General features: G+C 59.2%; 25 protein-coding genes and 1 pseudogene. 23 read left to right on the forward strand and 3 right to left on the reverse strand.

Features of this window, described 5'->3' with window-relative positions:
- Positions 1-14: 14 nt before the first annotated feature.
- From fabG to TMS3_RS21850, 9 genes are all read left to right on the forward strand, one after another.
- Entirely contained in the window at positions 15-758 is a 744-nt protein-coding gene (gene fabG, locus TMS3_RS21810; protein WP_025167423.1) for a 3-oxoacyl-ACP reductase FabG, read from the forward strand.
- Between the two features lie 196 nt (positions 759-954).
- Positions 955-1,191 carry an acyl carrier protein gene (gene acpP / locus TMS3_RS21815; protein ID WP_025167424.1) on the forward strand — a complete coding sequence of 79 codons (237 nt, stop codon included), beginning with the start codon at positions 955-957 and terminating at the stop codon, positions 1,189-1,191.
- 243 nt (positions 1,192-1,434) lie between these two features.
- On the forward strand, positions 1,435-2,679 hold the full coding sequence (gene fabF / locus TMS3_RS21820; RefSeq protein ID WP_025167425.1) for a beta-ketoacyl-ACP synthase II: 1,245 nt from the start codon (positions 1,435-1,437) through the stop codon (positions 2,677-2,679).
- Positions 2,679-3,494 (forward strand): aminodeoxychorismate lyase, encoded by an 816-nt coding sequence (gene pabC / locus TMS3_RS21825; protein ID WP_025167426.1) that lies wholly within the window; start codon positions 2,679-2,681, stop codon positions 3,492-3,494. The genes fabF and pabC overlap by 1 nt, the downstream gene beginning before the upstream one ends.
- 3 nt (positions 3,495-3,497) lie before the next feature.
- Positions 3,498-4,547, forward strand: a complete 1,050-nt coding sequence (mltG, locus tag TMS3_RS21830; RefSeq protein WP_025167427.1) for an endolytic transglycosylase MltG — start codon at positions 3,498-3,500, stop codon at positions 4,545-4,547.
- Between the two features lie 12 nt (positions 4,548-4,559).
- Positions 4,560-5,192: a dTMP kinase gene (tmk, locus tag TMS3_RS21835; protein WP_025167428.1), complete on the forward strand. Its 633-nt coding sequence runs from the start codon at positions 4,560-4,562 to the stop codon at positions 5,190-5,192.
- The gene (locus TMS3_RS21840; protein ID WP_025167429.1) at positions 5,185-6,171 is read left to right on the forward strand and encodes a DNA polymerase III subunit delta'; all 987 of its coding nucleotides are present in this window, start codon (positions 5,185-5,187) and stop codon (positions 6,169-6,171) included. Before tmk ends, TMS3_RS21840 begins: the two co-directional genes overlap by 8 nt.
- Before the next feature lie 36 nt (positions 6,172-6,207).
- Positions 6,208-6,564 carry a PilZ domain-containing protein gene (locus TMS3_RS21845; protein ID WP_025167430.1) on the forward strand — a complete coding sequence of 119 codons (357 nt, stop codon included), beginning with the start codon at positions 6,208-6,210 and terminating at the stop codon, positions 6,562-6,564.
- Positions 6,565-6,635: 71 nt separating this feature from the next.
- Complete coding sequence (locus tag TMS3_RS21850; protein ID WP_025167431.1) at positions 6,636-7,418, forward strand: TatD family hydrolase; 783 nt, start codon at positions 6,636-6,638, stop codon at positions 7,416-7,418.
- 259 nt (positions 7,419-7,677) lie between these two features.
- Here the strand turns inward: TMS3_RS21850 and TMS3_RS21855 are convergent, their stop codons facing one another.
- Positions 7,678-8,811 (reverse strand): aminotransferase class V-fold PLP-dependent enzyme, encoded by a 1,134-nt coding sequence (locus TMS3_RS21855; RefSeq protein ID WP_025167432.1) that lies wholly within the window; start codon positions 8,809-8,811, stop codon positions 7,678-7,680.
- A 77-nt stretch (positions 8,812-8,888) separates the two neighbouring features.
- Between TMS3_RS21855 and TMS3_RS21860 the strand changes: the two genes are divergently transcribed.
- From TMS3_RS21860 to TMS3_RS21875, 5 genes and pseudogenes are all read left to right on the forward strand, one after another.
- The gene (locus tag TMS3_RS21860) at positions 8,889-9,527 is read left to right on the forward strand and encodes a TetR/AcrR family transcriptional regulator (protein WP_025167433.1); all 639 of its coding nucleotides are present in this window, start codon (positions 8,889-8,891) and stop codon (positions 9,525-9,527) included.
- Positions 9,528-9,616: 89 nt separating this feature from the next.
- Complete coding sequence (locus TMS3_RS21865) at positions 9,617-10,585, forward strand: GTP 3',8-cyclase MoaA (protein WP_025167434.1); 969 nt, start codon at positions 9,617-9,619, stop codon at positions 10,583-10,585.
- 34 nt (positions 10,586-10,619) lie between these two features.
- Positions 10,620-10,715, forward strand: a pseudogene (locus TMS3_RS25700) (radical SAM protein); the annotation flags it as partial.
- Positions 10,716-10,789: 74 nt separating this feature from the next.
- Complete coding sequence (locus tag TMS3_RS21870) at positions 10,790-11,392, forward strand: DUF4823 domain-containing protein (protein ID WP_025167435.1); 603 nt, start codon at positions 10,790-10,792, stop codon at positions 11,390-11,392.
- A gap of 9 nt (positions 11,393-11,401) precedes the next feature.
- A complete protein-coding gene (locus TMS3_RS21875) occupies positions 11,402-11,971 on the forward strand; it encodes a DUF1285 domain-containing protein (RefSeq protein WP_025167436.1) in 570 nt (189 codons plus the stop codon).
- A gap of 70 nt (positions 11,972-12,041) precedes the next feature.
- On the opposite strand, the gene TMS3_RS21880 is transcribed toward TMS3_RS21875, so the two are convergent.
- Positions 12,042-13,706 carry an electron transfer flavoprotein-ubiquinone oxidoreductase gene (locus TMS3_RS21880; protein WP_025167437.1) on the reverse strand — a complete coding sequence of 555 codons (1,665 nt, stop codon included), beginning with the start codon at positions 13,704-13,706 and terminating at the stop codon, positions 12,042-12,044.
- Between the two features lie 322 nt (positions 13,707-14,028).
- On the opposite strand from TMS3_RS21880, the gene TMS3_RS21885 reads away from it, so the two are divergent.
- Positions 14,029-14,778 (forward strand): electron transfer flavoprotein subunit beta/FixA family protein, encoded by a 750-nt coding sequence (locus TMS3_RS21885; RefSeq protein WP_025167438.1) that lies wholly within the window; start codon positions 14,029-14,031, stop codon positions 14,776-14,778.
- On the forward strand, positions 14,779-15,708 hold the full coding sequence (locus TMS3_RS21890; protein WP_025167439.1) for an electron transfer flavoprotein subunit alpha/FixB family protein: 930 nt from the start codon (positions 14,779-14,781) through the stop codon (positions 15,706-15,708).
- A gap of 60 nt (positions 15,709-15,768) precedes the next feature.
- Here the strand turns inward: TMS3_RS21890 and TMS3_RS21895 are convergent, their stop codons facing one another.
- The gene (locus TMS3_RS21895) at positions 15,769-16,698 is read right to left on the reverse strand and encodes an alpha/beta fold hydrolase (protein WP_025167440.1); all 930 of its coding nucleotides are present in this window, start codon (positions 16,696-16,698) and stop codon (positions 15,769-15,771) included.
- Between the two features lie 113 nt (positions 16,699-16,811).
- Between TMS3_RS21895 and TMS3_RS21900 the strand changes: the two genes are divergently transcribed.
- The 7 genes from TMS3_RS21900 to TMS3_RS21930 all read left to right on the forward strand — a co-directional run bounded on the left by TMS3_RS21900 (position 16,812) and on the right by TMS3_RS21930 (position 23,669).
- Positions 16,812-17,636 carry a substrate-binding periplasmic protein gene (locus TMS3_RS21900; protein ID WP_025167441.1) on the forward strand — a complete coding sequence of 275 codons (825 nt, stop codon included), beginning with the start codon at positions 16,812-16,814 and terminating at the stop codon, positions 17,634-17,636.
- A gap of 9 nt (positions 17,637-17,645) precedes the next feature.
- Complete coding sequence (locus TMS3_RS21905) at positions 17,646-17,999, forward strand: DUF4398 domain-containing protein (protein WP_025167442.1); 354 nt, start codon at positions 17,646-17,648, stop codon at positions 17,997-17,999.
- Entirely contained in the window at positions 17,996-18,808 is an 813-nt protein-coding gene (locus TMS3_RS21910) for an OmpA family protein (protein WP_025167443.1), read from the forward strand. Before TMS3_RS21905 ends, TMS3_RS21910 begins: the two co-directional genes overlap by 4 nt.
- A gap of 309 nt (positions 18,809-19,117) precedes the next feature.
- Entirely contained in the window at positions 19,118-20,557 is a 1,440-nt protein-coding gene (locus TMS3_RS21915; protein ID WP_025167444.1) for an aminotransferase-like domain-containing protein, read from the forward strand.
- A gap of 84 nt (positions 20,558-20,641) precedes the next feature.
- Positions 20,642-22,375 carry a vWA domain-containing protein gene (locus TMS3_RS21920; protein WP_025167445.1) on the forward strand — a complete coding sequence of 578 codons (1,734 nt, stop codon included), beginning with the start codon at positions 20,642-20,644 and terminating at the stop codon, positions 22,373-22,375.
- 2 nt (positions 22,376-22,377) lie between these two features.
- Positions 22,378-22,977, forward strand: a complete 600-nt coding sequence (locus tag TMS3_RS21925) for an RNA polymerase sigma factor (RefSeq protein ID WP_029866557.1) — start codon at positions 22,378-22,380, stop codon at positions 22,975-22,977.
- On the forward strand, positions 22,974-23,669 hold the full coding sequence (locus tag TMS3_RS21930; protein ID WP_025167447.1) for a hypothetical protein: 696 nt from the start codon (positions 22,974-22,976) through the stop codon (positions 23,667-23,669). Before TMS3_RS21925 ends, TMS3_RS21930 begins: the two co-directional genes overlap by 4 nt.
- The last annotated feature ends 66 nt before the right edge of the window (positions 23,670-23,735 follow it).

Consider the following 23,735-nt stretch of genomic DNA (forward strand, 5'->3'; position numbering starts at 1 on the left):
TTAAGGAGAAGTTTATGAGTCTGCAAGGTAAGGTTGCTCTGGTCACCGGCGCGAGCCGTGGTATTGGTCAGGCGATTGCCCTGGAGTTGGGGCGTCAAGGCGCTGTAGTCATCGGTACGGCTACTTCGGCTTCGGGTGCAGAACGCATCGCCGAAACCTTGAAAGCCAATGGCATCGAAGGTGCTGGTCTGGTACTGGACGTTAGCAGTAACGAGTCGGTGGCCAGCACTTTGGAACACATTCAGCAGCATCTTGGTCAGCCGTTGATCTTGGTCAATAATGCAGGGATCACCCGCGATAACCTGATGTTGCGGATGAAAGATGACGAGTGGTTTGATGTCATCAATACCAATTTGAACAGCCTTTATCGTCTGTCCAAGGCGGTGTTGCGCGGCATGACCAAGGCGCGCTTTGGGCGCATTATCAATATCGGTTCGGTTGTCGGTGCCATGGGCAACGCCGGTCAGGTGAACTATGCTGCGGCCAAGGCCGGGCTGGAAGGCTTTGGCCGTGCACTGGCGCGAGAAGTCGGTTCGCGGGCGATTACGGTGAATGCGGTGGCGCCAGGGTTTATCGACACCGACATGACCCGAGAGTTACCCGAAGCGCAGCGTGATGCGTTACGGGCGCAGATTCCGCTGGGCCGTTTGGGGCAAGCCGAAGAGATCGCTAAAGTGGTCGCTTTTCTCGCTTCGGATGGCGCAGCCTACGTCACAGGAGCTACTATCCCTGTGAATGGCGGTATGTATATGAGCTAAATGTGACGGGTGCCTTCAGAAAACTGTCATAGATGCTGTCTAAAATCCGTTATAAAGCTGCAACAGGTTTATAGACAGATCGTTGAAGTGTTCCTGGGGGCACCCCAGCATTCAGCTTGAAATGCTAAAAACCCTTTCTATACACTTGGCCGCAGACCAGCTGCCTGGATTTGTCCAATAGGAGTGAAAACAAGGTATGAGCACCATCGAAGAACGCGTCAAGAAAATTGTTGCCGAGCAACTTGGCGTCAAAGAAGACGAAGTAACCAACAGCGCTTCCTTCGTCGAAGATCTGGGTGCCGACTCTCTTGACACTGTTGAGCTGGTGATGGCTCTAGAGGAAGAGTTCGAGACCGAGATCCCGGACGAGCAAGCTGAGAAAATCACCTCGGTTCAGGAAGCTATCGATTACGTGACTGCGCACGCGCAATAAGCTAATCGTCGATTCCTGACTTGGAAAAACCGCACTGCCCTTATCAGGCGTGCGGTTTTTCTTTAGCAGGTCGTTGAAAAACCAGTGCGGGCTTCGCACGCTGTATGGCGTTGATCACGGGTTCGGGTGCTCATCTTAGGTTGTGCGCTGCGCTCCCATGCTTTTTGGTCTTCGCTCGCTACCTTTTTCAACGGCCCGTTAAATGCCCCAGACGTTATAAAAATCGAACAAGAGGAGATTGCTGTGTCGCGTAGACGCGTCGTGGTTACCGGTATGGGCATGTTGTCGCCGCTGGGTAACGATGTGCCGAGCAGCTGGCAGGGCATTTTGGCCGGGCGCAGTGGCATCGGCTTAATTGAGCATATGGACCTTTCGGCCTACTCCACTCGTTTCGGTGGTTCGGTGAAGGGGTTTGATGTCGAGGAGTACTTATCGGCCAAGGAGGCGCGCAAGATCGATCTGTTTATTCAGTACGGTCTGGCTGCCAGCTTTCAGGCGATACGCCATTCCGGTCTGGAAGTAACCGATGCCAATCGTGAGCGTATTGGCGTGGCCATCGGCTCCGGCATTGGCGGCCTGACTAATATTGAAAACAGCTGCAAGTCACTGATTGAGCAGGGGCCGCGACGGATTTCGCCATTCTTCGTGCCGGGCTCGATTATCAATATGATTTCGGGGTTTCTGTCGATCCATCTAGGCGTACAGGGGCCGAACTATGCCATCGCGACGGCATGCACTACTGGTACTCACTGCATTGGTATGGCTGCACGCAATATCGCCTACGGTGAGGCCGATGTGATGTTGGCCGGTGGCGCGGAAATGGCCGCCTGTGGTCTCGGCATCGGCGGCTTTGCGGCTGCCCGCGCACTGTCCACGCGTAACGATGATCCTGCTAGGGCCAGTCGTCCTTGGGATAAGGGGCGCGACGGTTTCGTATTGTCCGATGGCGCCGGTACCCTGGTGCTGGAAGAGTTGGAGCACGCCAAGGCGCGCGGCGCGACCATCTATGCTGAGCTGATCGGGTTTGGCATGAGTGGTGATGCGTACCATATGACTTCGCCGCCGGAAGATGGCGGCGGTGCGGCGCGCTGCATGGCCAATGCGCTGCGCGATGCCGGACTGAATGCCGATCAGGTGCAGTACATCAATGCCCATGGCACTTCGACTCCGGCTGGCGATAAGGCGGAAGTCTCGGCGGTGAAGGCGGTATTCGGTGCGCATGCGCATCAGCTCGCGGTCAGCTCGACTAAATCGATGACCGGGCATCTGCTTGGTGCTGCGGGTGCGGTAGAGGCGATCTTCAGTGTGCTGGCTTTGCGTGATCAGGTGGCGCCGCCGACCATTAACCTGGATGAGCCGGACGAGGGCTGTGACCTGGATTTCGTGCCGCATCAAGCCAAGGCCATGCCAATCGATGTAGTGCTGTCCAACTCCTTCGGTTTTGGTGGCACTAACGGCTCGCTGGTGTTCCGCCGGTTCGCCGATTGATGCTGAGCTGGATCGACGGCTGTCCAGCCACGCTGCTGTCCGTCCGTGACCGTGGCCTGTCCTACGGCGATGGTCTGTTTGAGACCATCGCCGTTAGTCGTGGTGTCCCTTGCTTGCTGGATCGCCACCTCGCTCGCCTGGCCGAAGGCTGTGCGCGCTTGTCCATGCCGCTCGACCTGATGCTGGTTCGTGCCGAGTTGCTGGCCTTTAGCAATGAACTGGGCGATGGCGTGGCTAAGTTGATGGTTACCCGTGGCGATGGTTTGCGCGGTTATGCGCCGCCACAGCCGCAGGTGCCGCGTCGACTCCTGCAGGGCAATCCGAAGCCGTCTTATCCAGCCGCGAATGCCGAGCAGGGCGTGCGCGTATTTGCCTGCATGACGCGTTTGGCCGAGCAGCCTTTGCTTGCGGGTCTGAAGCACCTTAATCGACTGGAACAGGTTCTGGCGCGTGGCGAATGGCACGATGCCGAGCATGCTGAGGGCTTGATGCGGGACACCTCGGGGCGGGTAATCGAGGGCGTCTACAGCAACCTGTTTCTGGCTAAGGATGGGCGGTTGCTGACTCCCGATCTGACCCGCTGCGGCGTGGCCGGTGTCATGCGTGCGGAGTTGCAGGCGCAGGCCGAGTTGCTTGGCTTGACCTGCGAAGTGCGGGATATCGGTTATGACGAGTTGTTGGCGGCCGACGAAGTCTTCCTCTGCAATAGCCTCTACGGCGTTTGGCCGGTGCGGGCACTGCACGGGCGTGACTGGTCGGTGGGCCCGCTGACCCGTAAACTGCAGGTTATTGCCCGCGACCTACTGGATAGCTGATTCGTGATACGCAAATTATTACTACTGCTGGAAGGCGGCGTGTTGCTGGCTGGCTTGCTTGTGGTGTTCCTCGCCTGGCAGCAGCACTCGGCGCTTGAGCAGCCGCTAAACCTTGTCGAAGAGCGTCTGCTCGAAGTGCCGGCCGGGGCCACGCCGGGCGGAGTGCTCAATCGTCTGCAGGCCGAGGGCGTCTTGCATGATGCGTTTTGGTTGCGACTGTATTGGCGGTTCAATCTGCGTGATCAGCCTCTGCACAGTGGTGAGTATCGCCTCACTCCCGAGCTCAAGGTGCGTGACATGCTGGCGCTATGGCGGCGCGGCGAGGTGGTGCAGTACAGCCTGACCCTGGTCGAGGGCTGGAGTTTCCGTCAGGTACGTGAGGCCTTGGCTCGCGAAAGCAAGCTTGAACTCACTCTGAGTGAGCTGGGCGATGAACAGTTGATGGAGCGTTTGGGGCAGCCAGGGGTCAATCCCGAAGGGCGTTTCTTTCCAGACACCTACCGCTTTGTCCGCGGTATGAGCGACCTGGATTTGCTCAAGCAAGCCTATGCGCGCTTGGAGATGGTCTTGGCCGAGGAGTGGCAGGCGCGAGCCGAGGAGTTGCCTTACAAGGAGCCCTATGACGCGTTGATCATGGCCTCGATGATCGAAAAAGAAACGGGTGTATCCGAAGAGCGTGGCGCCATTGCTGGGGTGTTCATACGCCGTTTGCGTATCGGTATGCGCCTGCAGACTGACCCGACGGTGATTTATGGCCTGGGCGAGCGCTACAAAGGCCGGTTGACGCGCGCTCATTTGCGCGAAGTGACGCCCTATAACACCTATCAGATCGACGGCATGCCGCCGACACCGATAGCCTTGGTTGGGCGTGAGGCCATTCATGCGGCGCTGCATCCAGTGGCGGGCAAGAGTCTGTATTTCGTCGCCCGTGGCGATGGCAGCCATGTATTTTCCAACTCTCTTGAGGCGCACAATCGTGCGGTACGCGAGTATCAGCTCAATCGTCGTGCGGATTACCGATCCAGTCCCGCCCCAGTACAGCCAAGCAATTAATAAGGACAGCCTGTGAGCGGATTGTTTATCACCCTGGAAGGTCCAGAGGGTGCCGGCAAGAGCACTAATCGTGACTATCTGGCCGAGCGTCTGCGTGAGCAAGGCATCGAAGTGCTGTTGACCCGCGAGCCAGGCGGTACACCGCTGGCGGAACGCGTGCGCGAACTGTTATTGGCGCAGAGCGATGAGCCGATGGCGGCCGATACCGAGTTGTTATTGGTATTCGCAGCGCGTGCCCAGCATCTGGCTCGAGTGATTGGGCCGGCCTTGGCGCGTGGTTGTGTCGTGCTGTGTGATCGATTTACCGATGCGACCTACGCCTATCAGGGCGGTGGTCGTGGTTTGTCTGAGGCGCGTATCGCGTTGCTGGAAAACTTTGTCCAGGGTGAGTTGCGTCCAGACCTGACGCTGGTCTTCGATTTGCCGATCGAGGTGGGTCTGGCGCGCGCCGCAGCTCGAGGTCGGTTGGATCGTTTCGAGCAGGAGGGGCAGGGCTTCTTCGAGGCTGTTCGGCAGACCTACCTGCGTCGTGCCAGTTTAGAACCTCAGCGTTACCGGATCGTGGATGCCGCGCAGTCGCTCAGCCAGGTGCAGCAGGCGCTGGATGCTTTGCTGCCGCACATTGTGGGGCTATGCCGTGGCTGATGCTTATCCCTGGCAGGCCTCACTCTGGCAGCAATTAGTCGGGCGTACGCAGCACGCCCATGCCTATCTGCTGCATGGTGTGGCGGGTATTGGTAAGCGTGCTCTGGCCGAGCGGTTGATGGCCTATCTGCTCTGCCGGCAACCGACGGACGTGGGAGCATGTGGCCAATGCAAGGCCTGTCATCTGCTCGCGGCCGGCACTCATCCTGATAATTTCATCCTGCAGCCGGAGGAGCCGGACAAGCCGATCAAAGTCGATCAGGTGCGGGAGCTGGTCAGTTTCGTGGTGCAGACCGCGCAGCTGGGTGGGCGCAAAGTGGTGTTGGTCGAGCCGGCCGAAGCGATGAACCTGAACGCCGCCAATGCCCTGCTGAAAAGCCTGGAAGAGCCCTCCGGCGATACGGTCTTGCTCCTGATCAGTCATCAGCCAAGCCGACTGCTGCCGACGGTAAAGAGTCGCTGTGTGCAGCAGGCGTGCCCATTGCCGACGCCCGCGATGAGCCTGGCTTGGCTGGCGCAAGCGCTGCCCGACTGCAGTGAGGAGGAGCGCGATGAGTTGCTTTACCTGGCGGCGGGTTCTCCTTTGGCGGCCGTGCGCCTGCAAGCTCAGGGTGTCCGGCAGCAGAGAGCTCAGGTGGTTGAGGGGGTGAAGAAGTTGCTCAAGCAGCAGCTGGCGCCCAGTCAGCTGGCTGAAAGCTGGAACGCAGTGCCTTTACCATTGCTGTTCGACTGGTTCTGCGATTGGGCGCAACTGATGCTGCGTTATCAGTTGACGCGTGACGACGCAGGCTTGGGTCAGGGCGATATGCGTAAAGTCGTGCAGTACCTTGCGGAGAAAACTCCGCAACCCAAGGTACTGAAGGTGCAAGATTGGTTGCTGGCACAACGGCAGAAAGTCATCGGCAAGGCTAACCTCAACCGTGTCTTGCTTCTCGAAGCCTTGCTGGTGCAGTGGGCAAGCCTGCCCGGACCGGGCTAGAATCGGCCATCGAGTCATAAAAACCAGGAACACCACATGAGCTTGCCACCTAACTTGGGTTCGCGTAGTGGGATCTTGTCTCTGACCATCAAAGACAAGTCCGTGCTCTATGCCGCTTACATGCCCTTTATCAAGAATGGTGGGCTGTTCATTCCGACCGGCAAGAGCTACAAGCTTGGCGATGAAGTGTTCATGCTGCTTAACCTGATGGACGAGCCGGAGAAGATTCCGGTGGCCGGTAAGGTGGTGTGGATTACCCCCAAGGGCGCTCAAGGTAACCGGGCGGCGGGTGTGGGGGTACAGTTCAATGACGGCGACAACACTGCACGCAACAAGATCGAAACTTACCTGGCAGGCGCGCTGAAGTCGGATCGCCCGACCCATACCATGTAACCCATTCTTATATCAGAGCCGTAAGGCTCGCGCTGCCAGTGCTGGCACCGACTCTTAAGCGATTGTTATCCATGCTGGTAGATTCTCATTGTCATCTCGACCGCCTCGATCTGGCTGCGCACAGCGGCTCCCTTGATGCGGCGTTGGACGCCGCGCGGGCGCGCGGCGTCGGTCATTTTCTGTGTATCGGCGTCAGCGCCGAGAATGCCGCCGCGGTAAAAGGGTTGGCCGAACGCTATGCCGATGTCGACTGCTCGGTCGGCGTGCATCCGCTGGATCTTGAGCCCGGGGCTGCGCCAGCTTTGGACTGGCTGTTGGCCGAGCTGAACCACCCACGTGTGGTGGCCATTGGTGAGACAGGGCTGGATTATCACTACGAACCCGAGGCGGCTGAATTGCAGCAGGACGCCTTCCGCCTGCACCTACAGGCTGCGCAGGTCACCGGAAAGCCGGTGATCGTGCATACCCGTGAGGCGCGTGCCGATACCCTGACGCTGCTGCGCGAGGCGGCGTTGCCGCAGGCGGGTGTATTGCATTGCTTCACCGAGGACTGGGCGATGGCCAAGGCGGCATTGGATCTTGGTTTTTATATTTCCCTGTCCGGCATTGTCACCTTTCGCAATGCCGAGGCGCTGCGTGAAGTCGCCCGCCAAGTGCCGGTCGATCGCCTGCTGGTGGAAACCGACTCACCCTACCTGGCGCCGGTGCCGCATCGTGGCAAACCGAACCTGCCGGAGTATGTGCGTGACGTGGCCGAGTATCTGGCGGTATTACGCGGAGTCAGTTTCGAGCAGCTGGCCGAGCATACCACCGCCAATTTCAAGCGCTTGTTTCCATTGGCGCGAGTGGCATGACTGACGCTGTAACCTTGGCAGAAAGATGAGGCTGAGAAAGGTACACGCAAAAAAAACCCGGGTTCTGGGGGATGAATCCGGGTTAAGACCATTAGGAGTAAATCAAGGTACGCGGTCCACGGTACCTTGCCTGGTGGGGCACTTGGGGGGAGATGCCGCGCACCAGTACCCTTGAGTATTGGCGAAGTTTGCCGAACGTCCAGGTCGATTAAGCTCATTTTTTAAACAAATTTGGAATACCTGTGCGGCTGTTGAGTTCTCAGGCCGATGCCAGCTGACGTAGCAGTCGTAGAGTTTCCTCGATAATTCGCGGCTCACTGTAGAAGTGTGGTGACAGGCGGACACCTCCGCCGCGCAGCGCGCAGACTACTTGTTCAGCTCTGAGGCGTTCGAATAGTGCCTGATTCTCCCAGCCGGACAGGCTGAAGGTGACGATGCCGGCTCGCCGTGAAGGATTGAGTGGGCTGTGCAAGCTGGTCCCGGGAATTCTTTCCAGGCCGTCGATCAGCCACTGGGTACGCTCCTGCAGGGCCTTGCCCACCTCGGGCATGCCCACCTCCTCAAGTAGCCCCAGGCTGGCTTCCAGAGCCATGGTGCCGAGCATGTTCGGGCTGCCGCATTCGAACCGTCTGGCGGTGCGTGCCACCTGCCAATCTGTGCGTTGAAAATCGCCGGCGTGTTCGAGCATGTGCCAGCCATATTCGTGCAGGGTCAATTGCTCACGTAAGTCACTGCGGCAATAGAACACGCCCAGGCCTTCCGGGCCGAGTAGCCACTTATGGCCATCGGCCATGGTGAAAGCGCACCGGCAGGCTTGGGCGTCGAAGGGCAGGGCGCCGAGTTGCTGGATCGCATCGACGCAGAACAGCACGCCGAGTTTTTCGCAGCCATGGCCGAGGCGTTCCAGATCCAAGCGCAGGCCGTTGCCATATTGCACCGCGCTGATCGACAGCAGGCGGGTGCGCGGGCCGCAGGCATTAAGCAGATTGGTTTCCGGGTCGCCCTGTTGCAGGTTGACCTGGATCACCTCTACGCCTCTGGGCTTGAGGGCTTCCCAGACCACTCGGTTGGAGGGGAACTCCTCATCGCTGATCACGATCTGATCGCCCGCTTGCCAGTCCAGGCCGAACGCGACGAATGACAACGCCTCGGAGGTATTCTTGACCAATGCAATATCAGCGCTGGACGGTGCGTTGAGCAGGCGTTGCAGTCGCTCGCGTAGGGTTCGCTCGACCAATAGCCACTCAGGGTAATCGCGTGCGCCTGTCTGGGTGTTCTGTTCGGCGAAGCGGCTGACGGCGGCGACGGCGCGTTTGGGCCAGGGGGCGATGGCGGCGTGGTTCAAATAACGGATATCTGGATGTTGCGGAAACTCATCATGAATGGCGTACATGGTCGGATGATCCGTGCAATTTGGCGCTAAATAGGCATAATACTCGGCTTCTATTTTTGACCCTGTAGTCCCTTTATATGCTGAAAGAGCCCCGTAAGGTTCGTGAGTTCCGCCGCCGCGAACAGGAAATTCTCGACACCGCGCTGAAACTGTTCCTGGAGCAGGGAGAGGATAGCGTAACTGTCGAGATGATCGCTGACGCGGTCGGTATCGGCAAAGGCACCATCTACAAGCACTTCAAGTCCAAGGCGGAGATCTACCTGCGCTTGATGCTCGACTACGAGCGCGACTTGAACGAGTTGTTGCACTCGGCCGACGTCGACCGTGATAAAGAGGCGTTGTCGCGCGCCTACTTCGAGTTCCGTATGCGTGACCCGCAGCGCTACCGGTTGTTTGATCGTCTTGAGGAAAAGGTGGTCAAGGGCAACCAGGTGCCGGAAATGGTCGAGCAGCTGCACAAGATACGCGCCTCAAACTTCGAGCGCCTGACCCTGTTGATCAAGGGACGGATTGCCGAGGGTAAGCTGGAAGATGTGCCGCCGTACTTCCACTACTGCGCCGCTTGGGCATTGGTGCATGGGGCGGTGGCGCTGTATCACTCGCCGTTCTGGAGTAACGTGCTGGAGGATCAGGAAGGCTTCTTCCAGTTCCTCATGGATATCGGCGTGCGCATGGGCAACAAGCGCAAGCGTGACGGCGAAAATCCGCCTGGTTGACGTTATTCAGCAGGTCTATAGCGTATGCGATGCATGTGCCGGGGCAGGCTGCAGCGATATACTCCGAGTATTCTTCGTCGGAGTCTTTCATGATTGTTGACCGCCAAGGTAGACGCTTTCGCAACCTGCGCATCAGTCTGACCGCCGCCTGTAATTACGCCTGTACTTACTGCGTGCCGGACGGTAAGCGTCTGGTGGCGGCGCAGGATGAACTGTCTGCCGAGGCCATGGTGCGCGGTGTGGCCTACCTGATCGAAGCGGCGGGTATCGAGCGTCTGCGCATCACCGGCGGCGAACCCTTGGTCAGCCCGAAGCTGGACATGCTGTTACGTGGCGTCAGTCAGCTGGGTTTGGCCGACATCAGCCTCACCACCAATGGTCAGTTACTCGTGCGCAAGCTGCCGTTGCTGCTGGAAAGCGGCATCCGCCGCCTGAACGTGTCCCTGGATACTCTCGATGCCGATGCGTTCCGCACGATTGCCCGCGGCGGCGATCTGGCTACGGTGCTGGCAGGGATGGAAGAGGCGCGCGCGGCGGGCGTGTCGATCAAGGTCAATATGGTGCCGTTGCGTGGACAGAACCTCGACCAGGTCTTGCCATTACTCGATTATTGCCTGGAGCGCGGTTTTGAGTTGCGCTTCATCGAGTTGATGCGCATGGGGCATCTGGCGCGGCCTGGCAACAGTTTCGTCCAGCAGTTTGTCGGTATGCCCGAGCTCTTGGCGATGATTGGTGAGCGGCATGCTTTTGCCCAGGCCGACGCGCCATTGGATGCTACGGCGTTGCGCTATCAGATCCCTGGTTTGGGCTTCTTCGGCGTCATCGCCAACGAAAGCGTACCGTTCTGTCGCACCTGTTCGCGCTTGCGCTTGTCCTCGACCGGTTGGCTGCACGGGTGTCTGTCATCGAGCAATCGCCATTACGTTGGCGACCTGCTCGACAAGCCGCGCCATGAGGCGTTGCCAGCGTTGCAGGGGTTGCTGGTCAAGGCGCTCGGCGACAAGCAGGAGATCGCCTTCTCGGGCGGCGTGACGGTTATGAAAATTATTGGCGGCTAAGTCTCTGCGCTGAATTCGAGTATTTCTGCATGCTGGCGAGGATAAAGCGCGTCTGTTGGCCGAGGTGCGGCAGGCCATTGAGCATCCTCAACAGGCCCTTGTGCGTGAGGGGTGGCGGCGCGGTTTGTGATGGGTTGTTGTGGCGTGGAATCTGCATTGCAGTGCTATCCGCCGGTTTTTCGTCACCGGCACGGGAGGAGTGTGATGCGTAGCCTGATTCTACCGCTGGTGTTGTTAGCGCTTGGCGGCTGCATGAAGGTCAGTGATCTGGCCGATGGCGCCGCGTATCAGTTGCGCGATGCTGGCGTGCTCGACCATAGCCAGACTAGTCGTGCCAGTTCGCGGCGTTTGCAGGCCGATTCCTTTATCTTTATTGCCCAGGGGCACTTCGTTCCTCCGGGCGATGCTTATCCGCGGCCTAACGTGGTGGCCGAGGAGGCGTTCAAGGGGTTCGTCGAGTATTTCCCTATGGTGCGCCGTGCTCGAGCTCCGGCGGGCTTGGAGGAGGCCGTGGTGCAGGCGCGCGAGCTAGGGGCGCATTATCTGCTGTACGGTCGCTTCGCTTACGCGGATGATCGTATAGGCACCGCTGATGAGTGGGTGGATCAAGAGGCGCTGGATCGACTCGGTACCGACCGTAGCGTGATTCAGTTGATGCTGATCGAGACCAATACCCGTTACCTTGTCGATACCGCACGCATTCGTAGCCGCGGTGGTTTCCTGACGTTTTATGATGCCAGGCCGGAAGATTTGCTCGGCCCACCCTTGCAGGACTACGCCCGTAGCCTGCTGGGCTTGAGTCGCTAGGAGTTGCAGATGACTACCCCAGGCAAAGCCAGCGACTTGCTGGCACAGATTCCCAAGAGCGAGAAAAAAGGCTTGCCGCCGGTGCACCTGTGGAATCCGGATTTTTGCGGCGACATCGACATGCGCATCGCCCGCGACGGCAGCTGGTTTTACATGGGTACCCCAATCGGCCGCAAGCCGATGGTTAAGCTGTTCTCGACCATTATCCGTCGCGATGGTGACGACTACTTTCTGATCACCCCGGTGGAGAAGGTCGGCATCCGGGTCGATGATGCGCCCTTCGTGGCCGTCAGTTTGCAGGTGGAAGGCGAGGGTGAGGCGCAGGTGTTGCGCTTCACCACCAATGTGGAAGACGAAACGATAGCTGGAGCCGAGCACCCACTACGGGTAGCGCTGGATGCGCAGACTCAGGAGCCTTCGCCCTATGTGCATGTGCGCAGCAACCTTGAGGCGCTGATCCATCGCAATGTGTTCTATCAGCTGGTCGAGCTGGCGGTGCCGCGCGAGATTGGCGGTAAAACCTGGCTGGGCGTCTGGAGTGGTGGGCAGTTTTTCCCAATCGGGCTGCAACCCGATTAATTCCACAGCTAGAGTTCGATCGTTGACTTGCTGAAAAAGAAAAGGCTCCCGAGGGAGCCTTTTACGTGTCTTACATGTTGGGGTAGTTCGGGCCGCCAGCACCTTCAGGGGCCTCCCAGGTGATGTTCTGAGCAGGGTCCTTGATGTCGCAGGTCTTGCAGTGCACGCAGTTCTGCGCGTTGATCTGGAAGCGTTTCTCGCCGTCTTCCTGAGTCACCACCTCATATACGCCGGCCGGGCAGTAGCGTTGCGCGGGCTCATCGTACATCGGCAGGTTCTTGCCGATCGGGATACTCGGGTCGCTGAGTTTCAGATGGCAGGGTTGTTCTTCTTCATGGTTGGTGCTGGACAGGAATACCGAACTCAGCTTGTCGAAACTGAGCTTGCCGTCCGGCTTCGGGTAGCTGATCTTGGTGGAGTCGGCGGCCAGCTTCATGCAGGCATAATCCGGCTTGGTGTCGTGCAGGGTGAAGGGGATCTTGCCGCCGAACAGGTTCTGATCGACGTAGTTGAACGCGCCGCCGCCGAGGACGCCGAACTTGTGGATTGCCGCGCCGAAGTTGCGGCTACGGAACAGTTCGTCATACAGCCAGCTGGCCTTGAAGGCATCGACATAGCTGGTCAGCTCATCGCCGCCTTCATGGCCTGCGAACAGTGCGTCGGCGACCGAGTCGGCAGCCAGCATCCCGGACTTCATTGCAGTATGGCTGCCCTTGATCTTGGCGAAGTTCAGGGTGCCCAGGTCGCAACCGATCAGTGCGCCACCTTTGAATACCATCTTCGGCAGCGAGTTGAGACCACCTTTGCTAATGGCGCGCGCGCCGTAAGCTACGCGCTTGCCGCCTTCCAGATACTGGGCGATCACCGGGTGATGTTTATAGCGCTGAAACTCATCAAACGGAGATAGGTGCGGGTTGCTGTAGGACAGGTCGACGATCAGGCCGACTACCACCTGGTTGTTTTCCAGGTGATAGAGGAAGGAGCCGCCGGTGTTTTCGCTATCCACCAGCGACAGTGGCCAGCCTGCGGTATGCACCACCAGGCCTTGCTCGTGTTTGGCTGGGTCGATATCCCAGATTTCCTTGAGGCCAATGCCGTAGTGCTGGGCGTCGGCTTCGCTGTCCAGCTTGTATTTGCTGATCAGTTGCTTGCCGATATGGCCACGGCAGCCCTCGGCGAACAGGGTGTACTTGGCGCGCAACTCCATGCCTGGGGTGTAATAACCCTCTTTCGGGTTGCCCTCGCGGTCGACGCCGAGGTCGCCGGTGAGAATGCCATACACCGCACCGTTCTCGTCGATCAGAGCTTCCTGGGCGGCGAAGCCTGGGTAGATCTCTACGCCAAGATTCTCGGCTTGCTGGGCCAGCCAGCGGCACAGGTTGCCCAGGGAAATGATGTAGTTACCCTGGTTGTGCATGGTCTTGGGCACGAACAGGTCAGGAATGCGACTGGCTTTTTCAGCGTTCTTGAGCAGGTAGATGTCATCGCGCTTGACCGGGGTGTTCAGCGGCGCGTCGAGTTCTTTCCAGTTGGGAAACAGTTCGTTCAGGGCGCGCGGCTCGAATACCGCACCGGAGAGAATGTGCGCACCGACTTCGGAGCCTTTCTCGACCACGCAGACGCTGATTTCTTTGCCGGCTTCGGCGGCTTTCTGCTTCAATCGGCAGGCAGCGGACAAACCAGCAGGGCCGGCGCCGACGATGACGACGTCGAATTCCATAAACTCGCGTTCCACAGGCTATCTCCTACTCAAGGCTCTCTTGATATTTTAATTTGACGGGCAGGCTCGCTCCCTGAGCGGTGCGCGCGCATTATATCCCCAGCTAGGGAATGGTCCAATACAAACGTTTGTTTGAATTTTCTGTAGGGCTGTTAGAATCCTACTACATCGCGGGTGACTGGCCAGCTCATTGTATTGACCAGGCTAGGCCGTGCGGTCAAGATACGGGCGGTTTTGAGTCTGCCGTTACAGGCTGACTGTCGGTTCCGGCCGGTCTGCATCCCCGCTATGTTCGCTTTGGCGACATTCTTATTCACCGGAGAGTAACGAGGAATCCATGAAGGTTCTTGTAGCTGTCAAACGAGTGGTCGACTACAACGTCAAGGTTCGCGTCAAGGCGGACAACAGCGGCGTTGATCTTGCCAACGTCAAGATGTCGATGAATCCTTTCTGCGAAATCGCCGTGGAAGAAGCCGTACGCCTGAAAGAGAAGGGCGTGGCGAGCGAAATCGTCGTCGTATCGATCGGCCCGACCGCTGCTCAAGAGCAGCTGCGCACCGCGCTGGCGCTGGGGGCCGACCGTGCCATCTTGGTTGAGTCGAGCGATGAGCTGAACTCTCTGGGTGTGGCCAAACTGCTCAAGGCGGTGGTCGACAAAGAGCAGCCGCAGTTGGTGATCCTGGGTAAGCAGGCCATCGACAGCGATAACAATCAGACCGGCCAGATGCTGGCTGCATTGAGCGGTTACGCACAAGGCACCTTCGCCTCCAAGGTCGAAGTGGCCGGCGACAAGGTCAACGTCACTCGCGAGATTGATGGTGGCCTGCAGACCGTCGCGCTGAACCTGCCGGCAATCGTCACCACCGACCTGCGTCTGAACGAGCCACGCTACGCGTCGCTGCCGAACATCATGAAGGCCAAGAAGAAGCCGCTGGAAGTGGTTACTCCGGACGCCCTCGGTGTTTCCACCGCTTCCACCGTGAAGACCTTGAAAGTCGAAGCGCCTGCTACCCGCAGTGCCGGCATCAAGGTCAAGTCCGTGGCTGAACTGGTCGAGAAACTGAAGAACGAAGCGAAGGTAATCTAAATGGCTATCTTAGTTGTTGCAGAACACACTAACGCTGCCCTGGCTGGCGCCACTCTGAATACCGTTGCCGCGGCGCAAGCCATCGGTGGCGATATTCACGTGTTGGTAGCCGGTGCGGGCTGTGGCGCCGCTGCTGAAGCCGCTGGCAAAGTGGCTGGCGTCAGTAAGGTACTGGTTGCTGACAGCGCGGCTTTCGCCCATCAGTTGCCGGAAAACATCGCGCCGCTGGTAGCCGAACTGGGCAAGGGCTACAGCCACATCCTGGCTGCCGCTACCAGTAACGGCAAGAACATCCTGCCGCGCGTTGCGGCGCAGTTGGACGTTGACCAGATCTCCGAGATCATTGCCGTCGAAAGCGCCGATACGTTCAAGCGCCCGATCTACGCCGGTAACGCCATTGCCACCGTGCAATCCTCGGCTGCGGTGAAAGTGATCACCGTGCGTGCTACCGGTTTCGACCCGGTTGCTGCCGAGGGCGGTTCTGCTGCCGTTGAAGCCGTGACGGCTGGTGGCGATGCCGGCAAGTCGGCGTTCGTTGGCGAAGAGCTGGCCAAATCCGATCGTCCTGAACTGACCGCTGCCAAGATCGTCGTTTCCGGCGGCCGTGGCATGCAGAATGGTGACAACTTCAAGCACCTGTATGCCCTGGCCGACAAGCTCGGTGCCGCTGTCGGTGCCTCGCGCGCCGCGGTCGACGCTGGTTTTGTGCCGAATGATATGCAGGTCGGTCAGACCGGTAAGATCGTCGCCCCGGAGCTGTACATCGCCGTCGGTATTTCCGGCGCGATTCAGCACCTGGCTGGCATGAAAGACTCCAAGGTGATTGTTGCGATCAACAAGGATGAGGATGCGCCAATCTTCCAGGTGGCCGATTACGGCCTGGTTGCTGACCTGTTCGAAGCCATCCCGGAGTTCGAAAACCTGGTGTAAGCCAGCTTTTCTTGCCCTACAAAAAACCCGCTGATCAAGCGGGTTTTTTGTAGCCTGCAACTAGCCATCGATGTTGTCGAGGAACGCCTGATAATGGTGTGCGGTTTCTTCCGGACGCTCGATCATCGGCGCATGGCCACAGCTTTCCATGATCACCACGCTGGGTTTACGCAGCAATGGTTGCATGACTTGGATGCTGGATACGTCCAGTACCTTGTCCTTATCCCCCCACAGTAGCAGGGTGGGGGCCTGGATTTTAGGAAGCTCGGGTTCGAGGGGGATGTAGCGGTTTCGCAGGTGGTCGAAAATCATCTCGTAGTGATCACGCTGGGCGATAGCTTGCTCGGCCAGATAGTCCTTCAGCACAGTCGGTAGGGGTGGCGCTTCGACGAAGACAAAATCCAGCAGACGGTTGAAGTCTTCAGGCTCTTTCACTATCAGAGGGTTGCGGTCGCCGTGTTCGAGTCGCTCAGCCAGTTCACTCTTCTGTGGTGCAGTAACGCCTGCATTGTCGAACAGGGCCACGGAGAGCACCTGCTCTGGGTAGCGTGCGGCATACAGGGCACTGATATGGCCGCCCATGGAGTTGCCGATCAGGTGCAGTTTTTTGATTCCCAGAGCCTGAGTGAAGGCCATCACTCGCTCCACCTGGCTGCCAACGTCATAGCTGGCGTGTGGCTGGCTGCTGTTGCCAAAACCGGGTAAATCGAGGGCAATCACGTGGTAGCGTTCGGTAAAGTGGCGGGCAAAACGCAACCAGTTATCCTTGTTGGCGCCGAAACCATGGATCATCAGCAGGGTTTCAGCGTCGCTCGGGCCGCCTTCGTAGTAATGGATGCTAAGATTCGCGACCTCCAGCTGCTCACTGGATAGCCCGGCTATTTGCCGCTCCAGGTATTGAGCGCTGGTCAGTAGGGCGGCAGGGAAGGCATACAGCCCGGCGGCGGTGACGCCGATTACCAGGAGTAGAGCGAGCAACAATTTTTTCATGGCATGTCCTTATCGCGAATTACTAGTGTGCGGCCGCTAACCTAGCATGAAGAACAACCCTGGCGTTCGGCAGTGGCGCGCGCCCCAGCGGACGTTAAGTCGAGACCTATTCAATGCTTGATCGTGTTTTTCTGAAGTCCTGTTTATTGCTTATCGCATTGCTCAGTCTGCCTGGATTAGCCATGGCGGCGGGCAAGTGCGAGCGCTTGGTCGCCACTGGTCATCCCGATTATCCGCCTTTCAGTTGGCGTGACCCACAGAACCCGCAGCGCTTGATCGGTGCTCAAGCGGACCTGTTGGAGCACCTGGGCAAAGAGCTGGGAGTGCGGATCGAGATGCTCTACAACCGCTCATGGGACAAGGCCCAGGAGGAAGTGCGTAGCGGGCGGATAGATTTGCTGGCGGGTGCGGCGCTGACCCTCGTCGATCTGGAGGCGATGGATTATGTGTATCCGCCGATATTCAGTCGCGCCAAGGTGGTCTGGGTGCGTCGCTTGGCGAGTTTCCCCTATATCGAATGGGCTGACCTGCGCGAGCGTCGGGGGGCAATGGCCAGCAGTGATTTCGCTCCAGCATTCGATGAGTTCGCCAAAGCCAACTTGAGCCTTGAGCAAGGCGCCAGTCTCACCCAGCTGTTTCAGAAGTTGATGCTTGGCGAAGTCGATTATGTGCTGCATGAGCGAGAGCCGGGGCAAGCGCTGGCCTACACCCTGGGGTTGCAGGACGACCTGCTGGCACTGTCCCCACCGATTTCCAGCGAAGGCCTGTACCTCTCGCTGTCGCACAACTCGGCGTGTAACGACCCCTGGCTGCGCGGACAGTTGGCGAAAAAAATGACAGAATTAGCCGCCGCCGGCTTGCCGGAGGACTTGTTGCAGCGCAATTTGCTGCGATGGAAGGAGCAGCGGTTACGACCCGCCAGCGCCTCGAATCAGTAGGAAATATTAGTGACTAATCGATGTTTATACAGCGCACTGGTGCTGATAGCCCTGACCGGTTGCGCCAGTGATCCGGCGCCAACCGAGCAATTGCGGCTGAGCGAACAGGCGATGAGCCAGGCGAAAGCCGTCGGTGCGAGTGAGCAAGTGGCCGAGTTGACCCTGGCCGAGAACAAGCTTGTGCAGGCCCAGGCTGCCATGGCGCAAGAAGCGTACAAGGATGCCCGGATGTTCGCCGAGCAGGCCGAACTGGATGCACGCTTGGCGGAAGCGCGGGTGTTGACCGAGAAAAGCCAGGCTCAACTGAGCGAGTTGCACAATCGGATCAACCGCCTGCGCAAGCAGCTGGGGGAACTCCAATGAGCGCTAAAACCCAAGCGATCACCAGTGTCATGCTGGCCTTGTTGTTGAGTGGTTGTGCGAGCTCGCAGCCGAACAGTGGTGAGGCGCTCGAGGCAGCTCGCAGCCGTTTTCAGGCAGTCAGGGAGGACTCCAATGTGCTGCGCAGTGCGCCTAAAGATGTGATTCGTGCTGGTGAGTCGCTGGCCCGTGCAGACCGTTTGTCGAGCTACTGGGGCAGTGCCGATGATGTCAGGCATTACGCTTACCTGAGTCAGCGTTACAGCGACATCGCCGAACAGCACAGTGATCTGAACCTGAACCAGGAGCGGGCGGTCAAGCTCGAGCTGGAAGTCCAGCGCCTGCAGTTGGCCCTGCGTGAGGCCAAGTTGCTGAGCGTGCAGGAACATGGCAGTTGGCTGGAAGAGCAAATGCTCAGCCTTGCGACTAGCGAGAGCGAGCGAGGCCTGGTGATGACCCTGGGCGACGTGTTGTTCGATGCCGGGCAAGCTGATCTGCAGGCCTCGGCCAACCGTACTGTGCTGAAGCTGGTGCATTTCCTCCAGCTCAACCCGCGTCGCGTGGTACGCATCGAGGGCTACACCGACAACCGGGGCGACAAACAGGTGAACCTCGAATTGTCCCGGGCGCGGGCGCAGACCGTGGCCGACATGCTGGTTGATCTGGGTATCGACGCCAAGCGTATTGAGGTGCAAGGTCATGGGGAAAACTTCCCGGTAAAGGAGAATGCTTCGTCCAAAGGACGTGCGCAAAACCGCCGGGTCGAGATCGTCTTCTCCGACGAGCAGGGGCGCCTGGGCGCTGCTCGCTGATTTGATGAAGTCACCCAAACCCCGGCTACCCTGAGGTCTCCGGGTTTTTTTTGTTTTCGCAATTCCTCACCCGCCGGACTGATTGCTAGTTGCTAGGCGCCATTTTGTCGCAGACGCCCAGGCGGTTAACCCGTGTGCATTGCACGGCGACAGGTTGGCTTATTTCCAGAACAGTCTTCTACGCGATCAATTAGGCCGATACAGTCGCTAGCGGATTTGCACTGTATCGTCCACAATTTCTAGATCTGTACCGGTGCACTTTCAGTGTGCAGGGTTACTGTTGTGGTTCAGTTAGACGGGAAAGCGGCTATGACCAATCTGTTGCTCTATCAGCGTATCGCCCAGCAGCTGGCGGAAGATATCCGTCGAGGTGTCTATCAGCCGGGCGAGCGGGTGCCGTCGGTGCGCAAGATGAGTTCACAGCTCAGCGTCAGCCATGCCACTGTTTTACAGGCCTACGCCAATCTCGAAGATATGGGCCTGATTCGCGCTCGACCGCAATCGGGTTTCTATGTGCATCAGACCCCTGCGCTTACTGCGCCGACCCCGGATATCGCCCGTGTCGAGCGGCCCGGCCTGGTGACGCGCAGCAGTATCATCAACCAGATATTGACCGAGTCGCGCCGTGAAGGGGTGTTTCCGCTAGGGGCCGCCGTGCCCCATGTCGAGTATCTGCCGGTGCGTGCCTTGCATCAGCAGTTGGCCAAGGTCACCCGCTTCCATAGCCCGCGGGCCTTCAGTTACATGTTCAGCCCTGGTTTCGAACCGCTGCGCCGTCAAGTTGCGATTCGCATGCGTGATGCCGGAGTGGTGGTCGATCCTTCCGAGGTAGTGATCACCCATGGCTGCGTCGATGCCCTGCAAATGTCGCTGCGCGTGCTCACCAAACCGGGAGACCTGATCGCCGCTGAATCGCCGACCTATTATGGGTTGCTGCAACTGGCCGATCTGCTTGGCCTGAAAGTTATTGAAATCCCCAGCGACCCGACCACCGGTATCAGCCTGGAGGCCTTGCAACTGGCCGCCAGTCAATGGCCGATCAAGGCTCTGGTATTGACCGCACGGCTGAGCAATCCGCTGGGCGGCACCATTCCGGAAGGACGGCAAAAACAGTTGCTGCGCCTGGCTGGTGATTTCGATATCCAGATCGTCGAGGACGATATCTACGGCGAGTTGATGTTCGAGCAGGGGCCGACCAAAGCGCTGAAGTCGCATGATCGAGAAGGGCGGGTGGTGTATTGCTCGAGCTTTTCCAAGACCCTGTCGCCTGGCGTGCGCATTGGCTGGATCATCGCCGGCAAGTATCAGGATGAAATCCAGCGCCTGCAGACCTTCAGCACCCACTCGGCCTGTAGTGTGACGCAGATGGCAGTGGCGGCTTACCTGGAAAATGGTGGTTATGATCGCCACCTGCGGCATATCCGTCAGGAGTACCGCAAGAACCTCAGCGCCTTCCAATTGGCGGTGCAGCAGAATTTTCCCGAAGGTACGCAGATCACTCGGCCCAATGGTGGCTTCATTCTGTGGGTCAGTCTGCCGGCGCGGGTCAACACCAAGGACTTGCACGTACGTGCGTTGCAGCAAGGCATCAGCATCGCGCCAGGGCTGATTTTCAGCAATACCGAACAGTTCAATCACTGTGTGCGACTGAACTGCGGCATTCCCTGGAACCGTGAGGCCGAGCGGGCGCTGATGACCCTGGGCATGCTGGCCAACCAGTTGTGCCAAGAGACCACCGGCACCTTTTAAACATACCTTCGCGCGGGTTAACCCGAATCCGTCAGGCAGTGCGTCTACTGAGGCAGGAGTTCTTTCCTGCCCAGGAGACGCATCATGCACCCGTCTATCGCGCTGCCCCGGCAGCCATTCTGGCTTGGCTTTGGCGCAAGCCTGTTGTTGAGCCTAACCGCCTGTAATGCCACTCAAACCGAGCCTCCCAGCGAGCAGGCGAGCGATAGGCAACTGGCGCTTCCAGCTGCGCATGAGTCGTTGGCCATGCTGCCGGAGAAAAAAACCGAGCGCTCCCGTTACCCAGCGACTGCTCTGCAGTCGAGTGTGATGCCCGCGCCTGCGCTAGCCGACTATCAAGTGCCGGCTTACCGGGAGGCCTACCGTGAGCAGTATCAACGCCTCGCCGCCAATCCGGTTCATGCGGTGGCCGAGTCGCCGGTATCCACCTTTAGCATCGACGTGGACACCGGCAGCTATGCCAACGTGCGACGCTTCCTCAACCAGGGGCAGTTGCCGCCTAACGAGGCGGTGCGCCTGGAGGAACTGGTCAACTACTTCCCCTATGCCTATCCGCAGCCCAAGGGGGATACCCCGTTCGGGGTCGGCAGCGAGTTGGCGGTAACGCCGTGGAATCCGCATAGCCGACTGCTGCGCATAGCCATCAAGGCCTCGGATACCCAGGTCGCGGCACTGCCACCGGCCAATCTGGTGTTTCTGGTGGATGTGTCCGGTTCTATGGACCGCCGTGAGGGGCTGCCCCTGGTGCAAAGCAGTTTGAAGCTGCTGACTGGGCAGTTGCGCGCCGAGGACAAGGTGGCGCTGGTGGTCTACGCCGGTGAGTCACGGGTGGTATTGGCGCCGACATCCGGCGCGGAAAAGGCCAAGATTCGTGCTGCCATCGAGCAACTGCGCGCAGGTGGTTCGACGGCAGGTGAGTCGGGTATTCAGTTGGCCTACCAACAGGCGCAGCAAGGCTTTATTGCCGGCGGCATCAACCGCATCCTGCTGGCCACCGATGGCGACTTCAATGTCGGCATCAGCGACTTCGCTACGCTCAAGGCGCTGTCCGCCGAGAAGCGCAAAACTGGTGTGTCCCTGACCACCCTGGGCTTCGGTACGGACAACTACAACGAGCAACTGATGGAACAGTTGGCCGATGCCGGGGATGGCAACTACGCCTATATCGACAACCTGCGCGAGGCACGCAAGGTGCTGGTCGAGCAACTCAGTTCGACCCTGGCGGTGGTGGCCAAGGATGTGAAAGTCCAGGTTGAGTTCAATCCGGCCCAGGTCAGCGAATACCGCCTACTCGGCTACGAGAACCGCGCGCTGCGCCGCGAAGACTTCAGCAACGACAAGGTCGATGCCGGTGAAATTGGCGCCGGACACAGCGTCACCGCATTGTACGAGATAGTCCCGGTCGGCCATCGGGGTTGGCTGGAGCCGCTGCGTTATCAGCGCGTGGCCAAGGCCGAGGGCAAGGCTGACGAGTTGGCGTGGCTGCGAATTCGCTACAAGGCCCCGCAGCAGGACGACAGTCGCTTACTGGAACTGCCGATCCATGCACCGCAGCGGGTAGCGCCAATCGACGAAACCAGCGAGGACTTTCGCTTTGCCGCGGCGGTGGCAGCCTTTGCCCAGCAGCTCAAGGGTGGGCAATACACCGGCAAGTTCGACCTGGCGGCAAGTGCCGCGCTGGCGCGCAGCGCTAAGGGTGAGGATCGTTTGGGCCTGCGCGGCGAGTTCGTCCAGCTGGTCGAATTGACCCAGAGCCTGCAGAATTCGCTTCCGGTCCCCGCGCCGAATCCCCAACCCAGTAACGCTGAGGTCGATTGAGTGTGACTGTTAAGCCTGTTGCGAGTTTTTCTGCCGATGACGATGCTGCACTGCTGCGGCGTTATCGGCAGGGTGATATCGAGGCCTTTGCGCAGTTGTATCAGCGCCATCGCCTTGGCCTGTTTCGTTTTCTCTGTGGTCTGTGCAGTGATCCGGCGCTGGCCGAAGAGGTGTTCCAGGACACCTGGCTGAGCCTGATTCGCAGCGAGTCGTTGCCGCGTGATGCACTGCTGTTCAAGACCTGGCTGTACCAGATCGCGCGCAACCGCTTGATCGATCATTGGCGCAAGCACGGCAAGCGCCAGGGCTTGCAGGACGCGTTCGACGAGCAGGTGCATGCCGAGCCCGATAGTCAGGCGAATCCCGAACAGCAGCTCAGTCTCAGTCGCGACCAGCAGCGCTTGCAGGCGGCGCTGGACGACTTGCCGGAGGAGCAGCGTGAGGTCTTCTTGTTGCGCGCGCATGCTGAGCTGCAGCTGCACGAGATCGCCGAGTTGACCCGCACACCGGTGGAAACGGTGAAAAGTCGCTTGCGCTATGCGCTGCAAAAGTTACGTCGGCTGTTGGCTGACCCGGCCGCAGTCGAAGAGGTATCCGCATGAAAGATCACCAGTCATTACCCGATAGCGAAGAGCAACAGTTGCTCCAACATTATCGCGGGCAGCACGATAGCGAACCTTGCGCCGAACTGGATGCGCGGATTCTTGCGGCCGCGAGCGCAGCGCTACGCTCGCAACAACCTAAGCCGCCCAGCGCTATGGCGCGGGTGCAGGCCTGGCTGTTCGACGGTGCGTCGCATAGGCGCTGGTCGGTGGTTTTGGGCAGCGTCGCGGTGCTCGGTCTGGGGCTGGGTATCAGCCTGAGGACGCCTGCGCCGATTGCACCGAGCTACGACAGCCCGATGCCGGCGGTACCTGCGCTGCAGCGTTATGCCGCGCCTGCGGCGCCGGAGAAAAAGACCATGGCTGAGTCATTCCAACTGCATCAGCCTGAAACCAGTATTGAGTCTGAGGCCAGTGCGATGGCCGATGTTGCGGCGCCACTGTCCGAGGCGTCTCCGACGCCGAGCGCACGCAGCAGTTTGGCGGCGCGCAGCGAGGCTGTCGCGGCGCCGCTGGCGGCGGAGTTGCACACCGCTTTGCGGCAAATTGCCGAGTTACGTGAGCAAGGCTGGCAGGCGGAGGCAGCCGAACGACTCAATGAACTGCAGCAACGCTATCCGCAGGCGGATCTCGAGGCGCTGCTGAAGCGCTTGTTGGCGCAGGACAGGCGGCCCGTTGAGCTAAAAAACTGACTTGTCAGGCGCCCGCAGGCAGGCCAGCATAGTGCTTGCGGTAAGCCTTCGACGAGGGTGCGACAG

The organism is Pseudomonas taeanensis MS-3 (assembly GCF_000498575.2).
GTDB classification, from domain to species: Bacteria; Pseudomonadota; Gammaproteobacteria; order Pseudomonadales; family Pseudomonadaceae; genus Aquipseudomonas; species Aquipseudomonas taeanensis.

Bases quoted from the DNA above. Each gene is read 5' to 3' on its own strand.
- fabG (WP_025167423.1), top strand. From the start codon at position 15: ATGAGTCTGCAAGGTAAGGTTGCTCTGGTCACCGGCGCGAGCCGTGGT.
- acpP (WP_025167424.1), top strand. From the start codon at position 955: ATGAGCACCATCGAAGAACGCGTCAAGAAAATTGTTGCCGAGCAACTT.
- pabC (WP_025167426.1), top strand. From the start codon at position 2,679: ATGCTGAGCTGGATCGACGGCTGTCCAGCCACGCTGCTGTCCGTCCGT.
- TMS3_RS21845 (WP_025167430.1), top strand. From the start codon at position 6,208: ATGAGCTTGCCACCTAACTTGGGTTCGCGTAGTGGGATCTTGTCTCTG.
- TMS3_RS21850 (WP_025167431.1), top strand. From the start codon at position 6,636: ATGCTGGTAGATTCTCATTGTCATCTCGACCGCCTCGATCTGGCTGCG.
- TMS3_RS21855 (WP_025167432.1), bottom strand. From the start codon at position 8,811: ATGTACGCCATTCATGATGAGTTTCCGCAACATCCAGATATCCGTTAT.
- TMS3_RS21860 (WP_025167433.1), top strand. From the start codon at position 8,889: ATGCTGAAAGAGCCCCGTAAGGTTCGTGAGTTCCGCCGCCGCGAACAG.
- TMS3_RS21865 (WP_025167434.1), top strand. From the start codon at position 9,617: ATGATTGTTGACCGCCAAGGTAGACGCTTTCGCAACCTGCGCATCAGT.
- TMS3_RS21870 (WP_025167435.1), top strand. From the start codon at position 10,790: ATGCGTAGCCTGATTCTACCGCTGGTGTTGTTAGCGCTTGGCGGCTGC.
- TMS3_RS21875 (WP_025167436.1), top strand. From the start codon at position 11,402: ATGACTACCCCAGGCAAAGCCAGCGACTTGCTGGCACAGATTCCCAAG.
- TMS3_RS21885 (WP_025167438.1), top strand. From the start codon at position 14,029: ATGAAGGTTCTTGTAGCTGTCAAACGAGTGGTCGACTACAACGTCAAG.
- TMS3_RS21890 (WP_025167439.1), top strand. From the start codon at position 14,779: ATGGCTATCTTAGTTGTTGCAGAACACACTAACGCTGCCCTGGCTGGC.
- TMS3_RS21895 (WP_025167440.1), bottom strand. From the start codon at position 16,698: ATGAAAAAATTGTTGCTCGCTCTACTCCTGGTAATCGGCGTCACCGCC.
- TMS3_RS21900 (WP_025167441.1), top strand. From the start codon at position 16,812: ATGCTTGATCGTGTTTTTCTGAAGTCCTGTTTATTGCTTATCGCATTG.
- TMS3_RS21910 (WP_025167443.1), top strand. From the start codon at position 17,996: ATGAGCGCTAAAACCCAAGCGATCACCAGTGTCATGCTGGCCTTGTTG.
- TMS3_RS21915 (WP_025167444.1), top strand. From the start codon at position 19,118: ATGACCAATCTGTTGCTCTATCAGCGTATCGCCCAGCAGCTGGCGGAA.
- TMS3_RS21920 (WP_025167445.1), top strand. From the start codon at position 20,642: ATGCACCCGTCTATCGCGCTGCCCCGGCAGCCATTCTGGCTTGGCTTT.
- TMS3_RS21930 (WP_025167447.1), top strand. From the start codon at position 22,974: ATGAAAGATCACCAGTCATTACCCGATAGCGAAGAGCAACAGTTGCTC.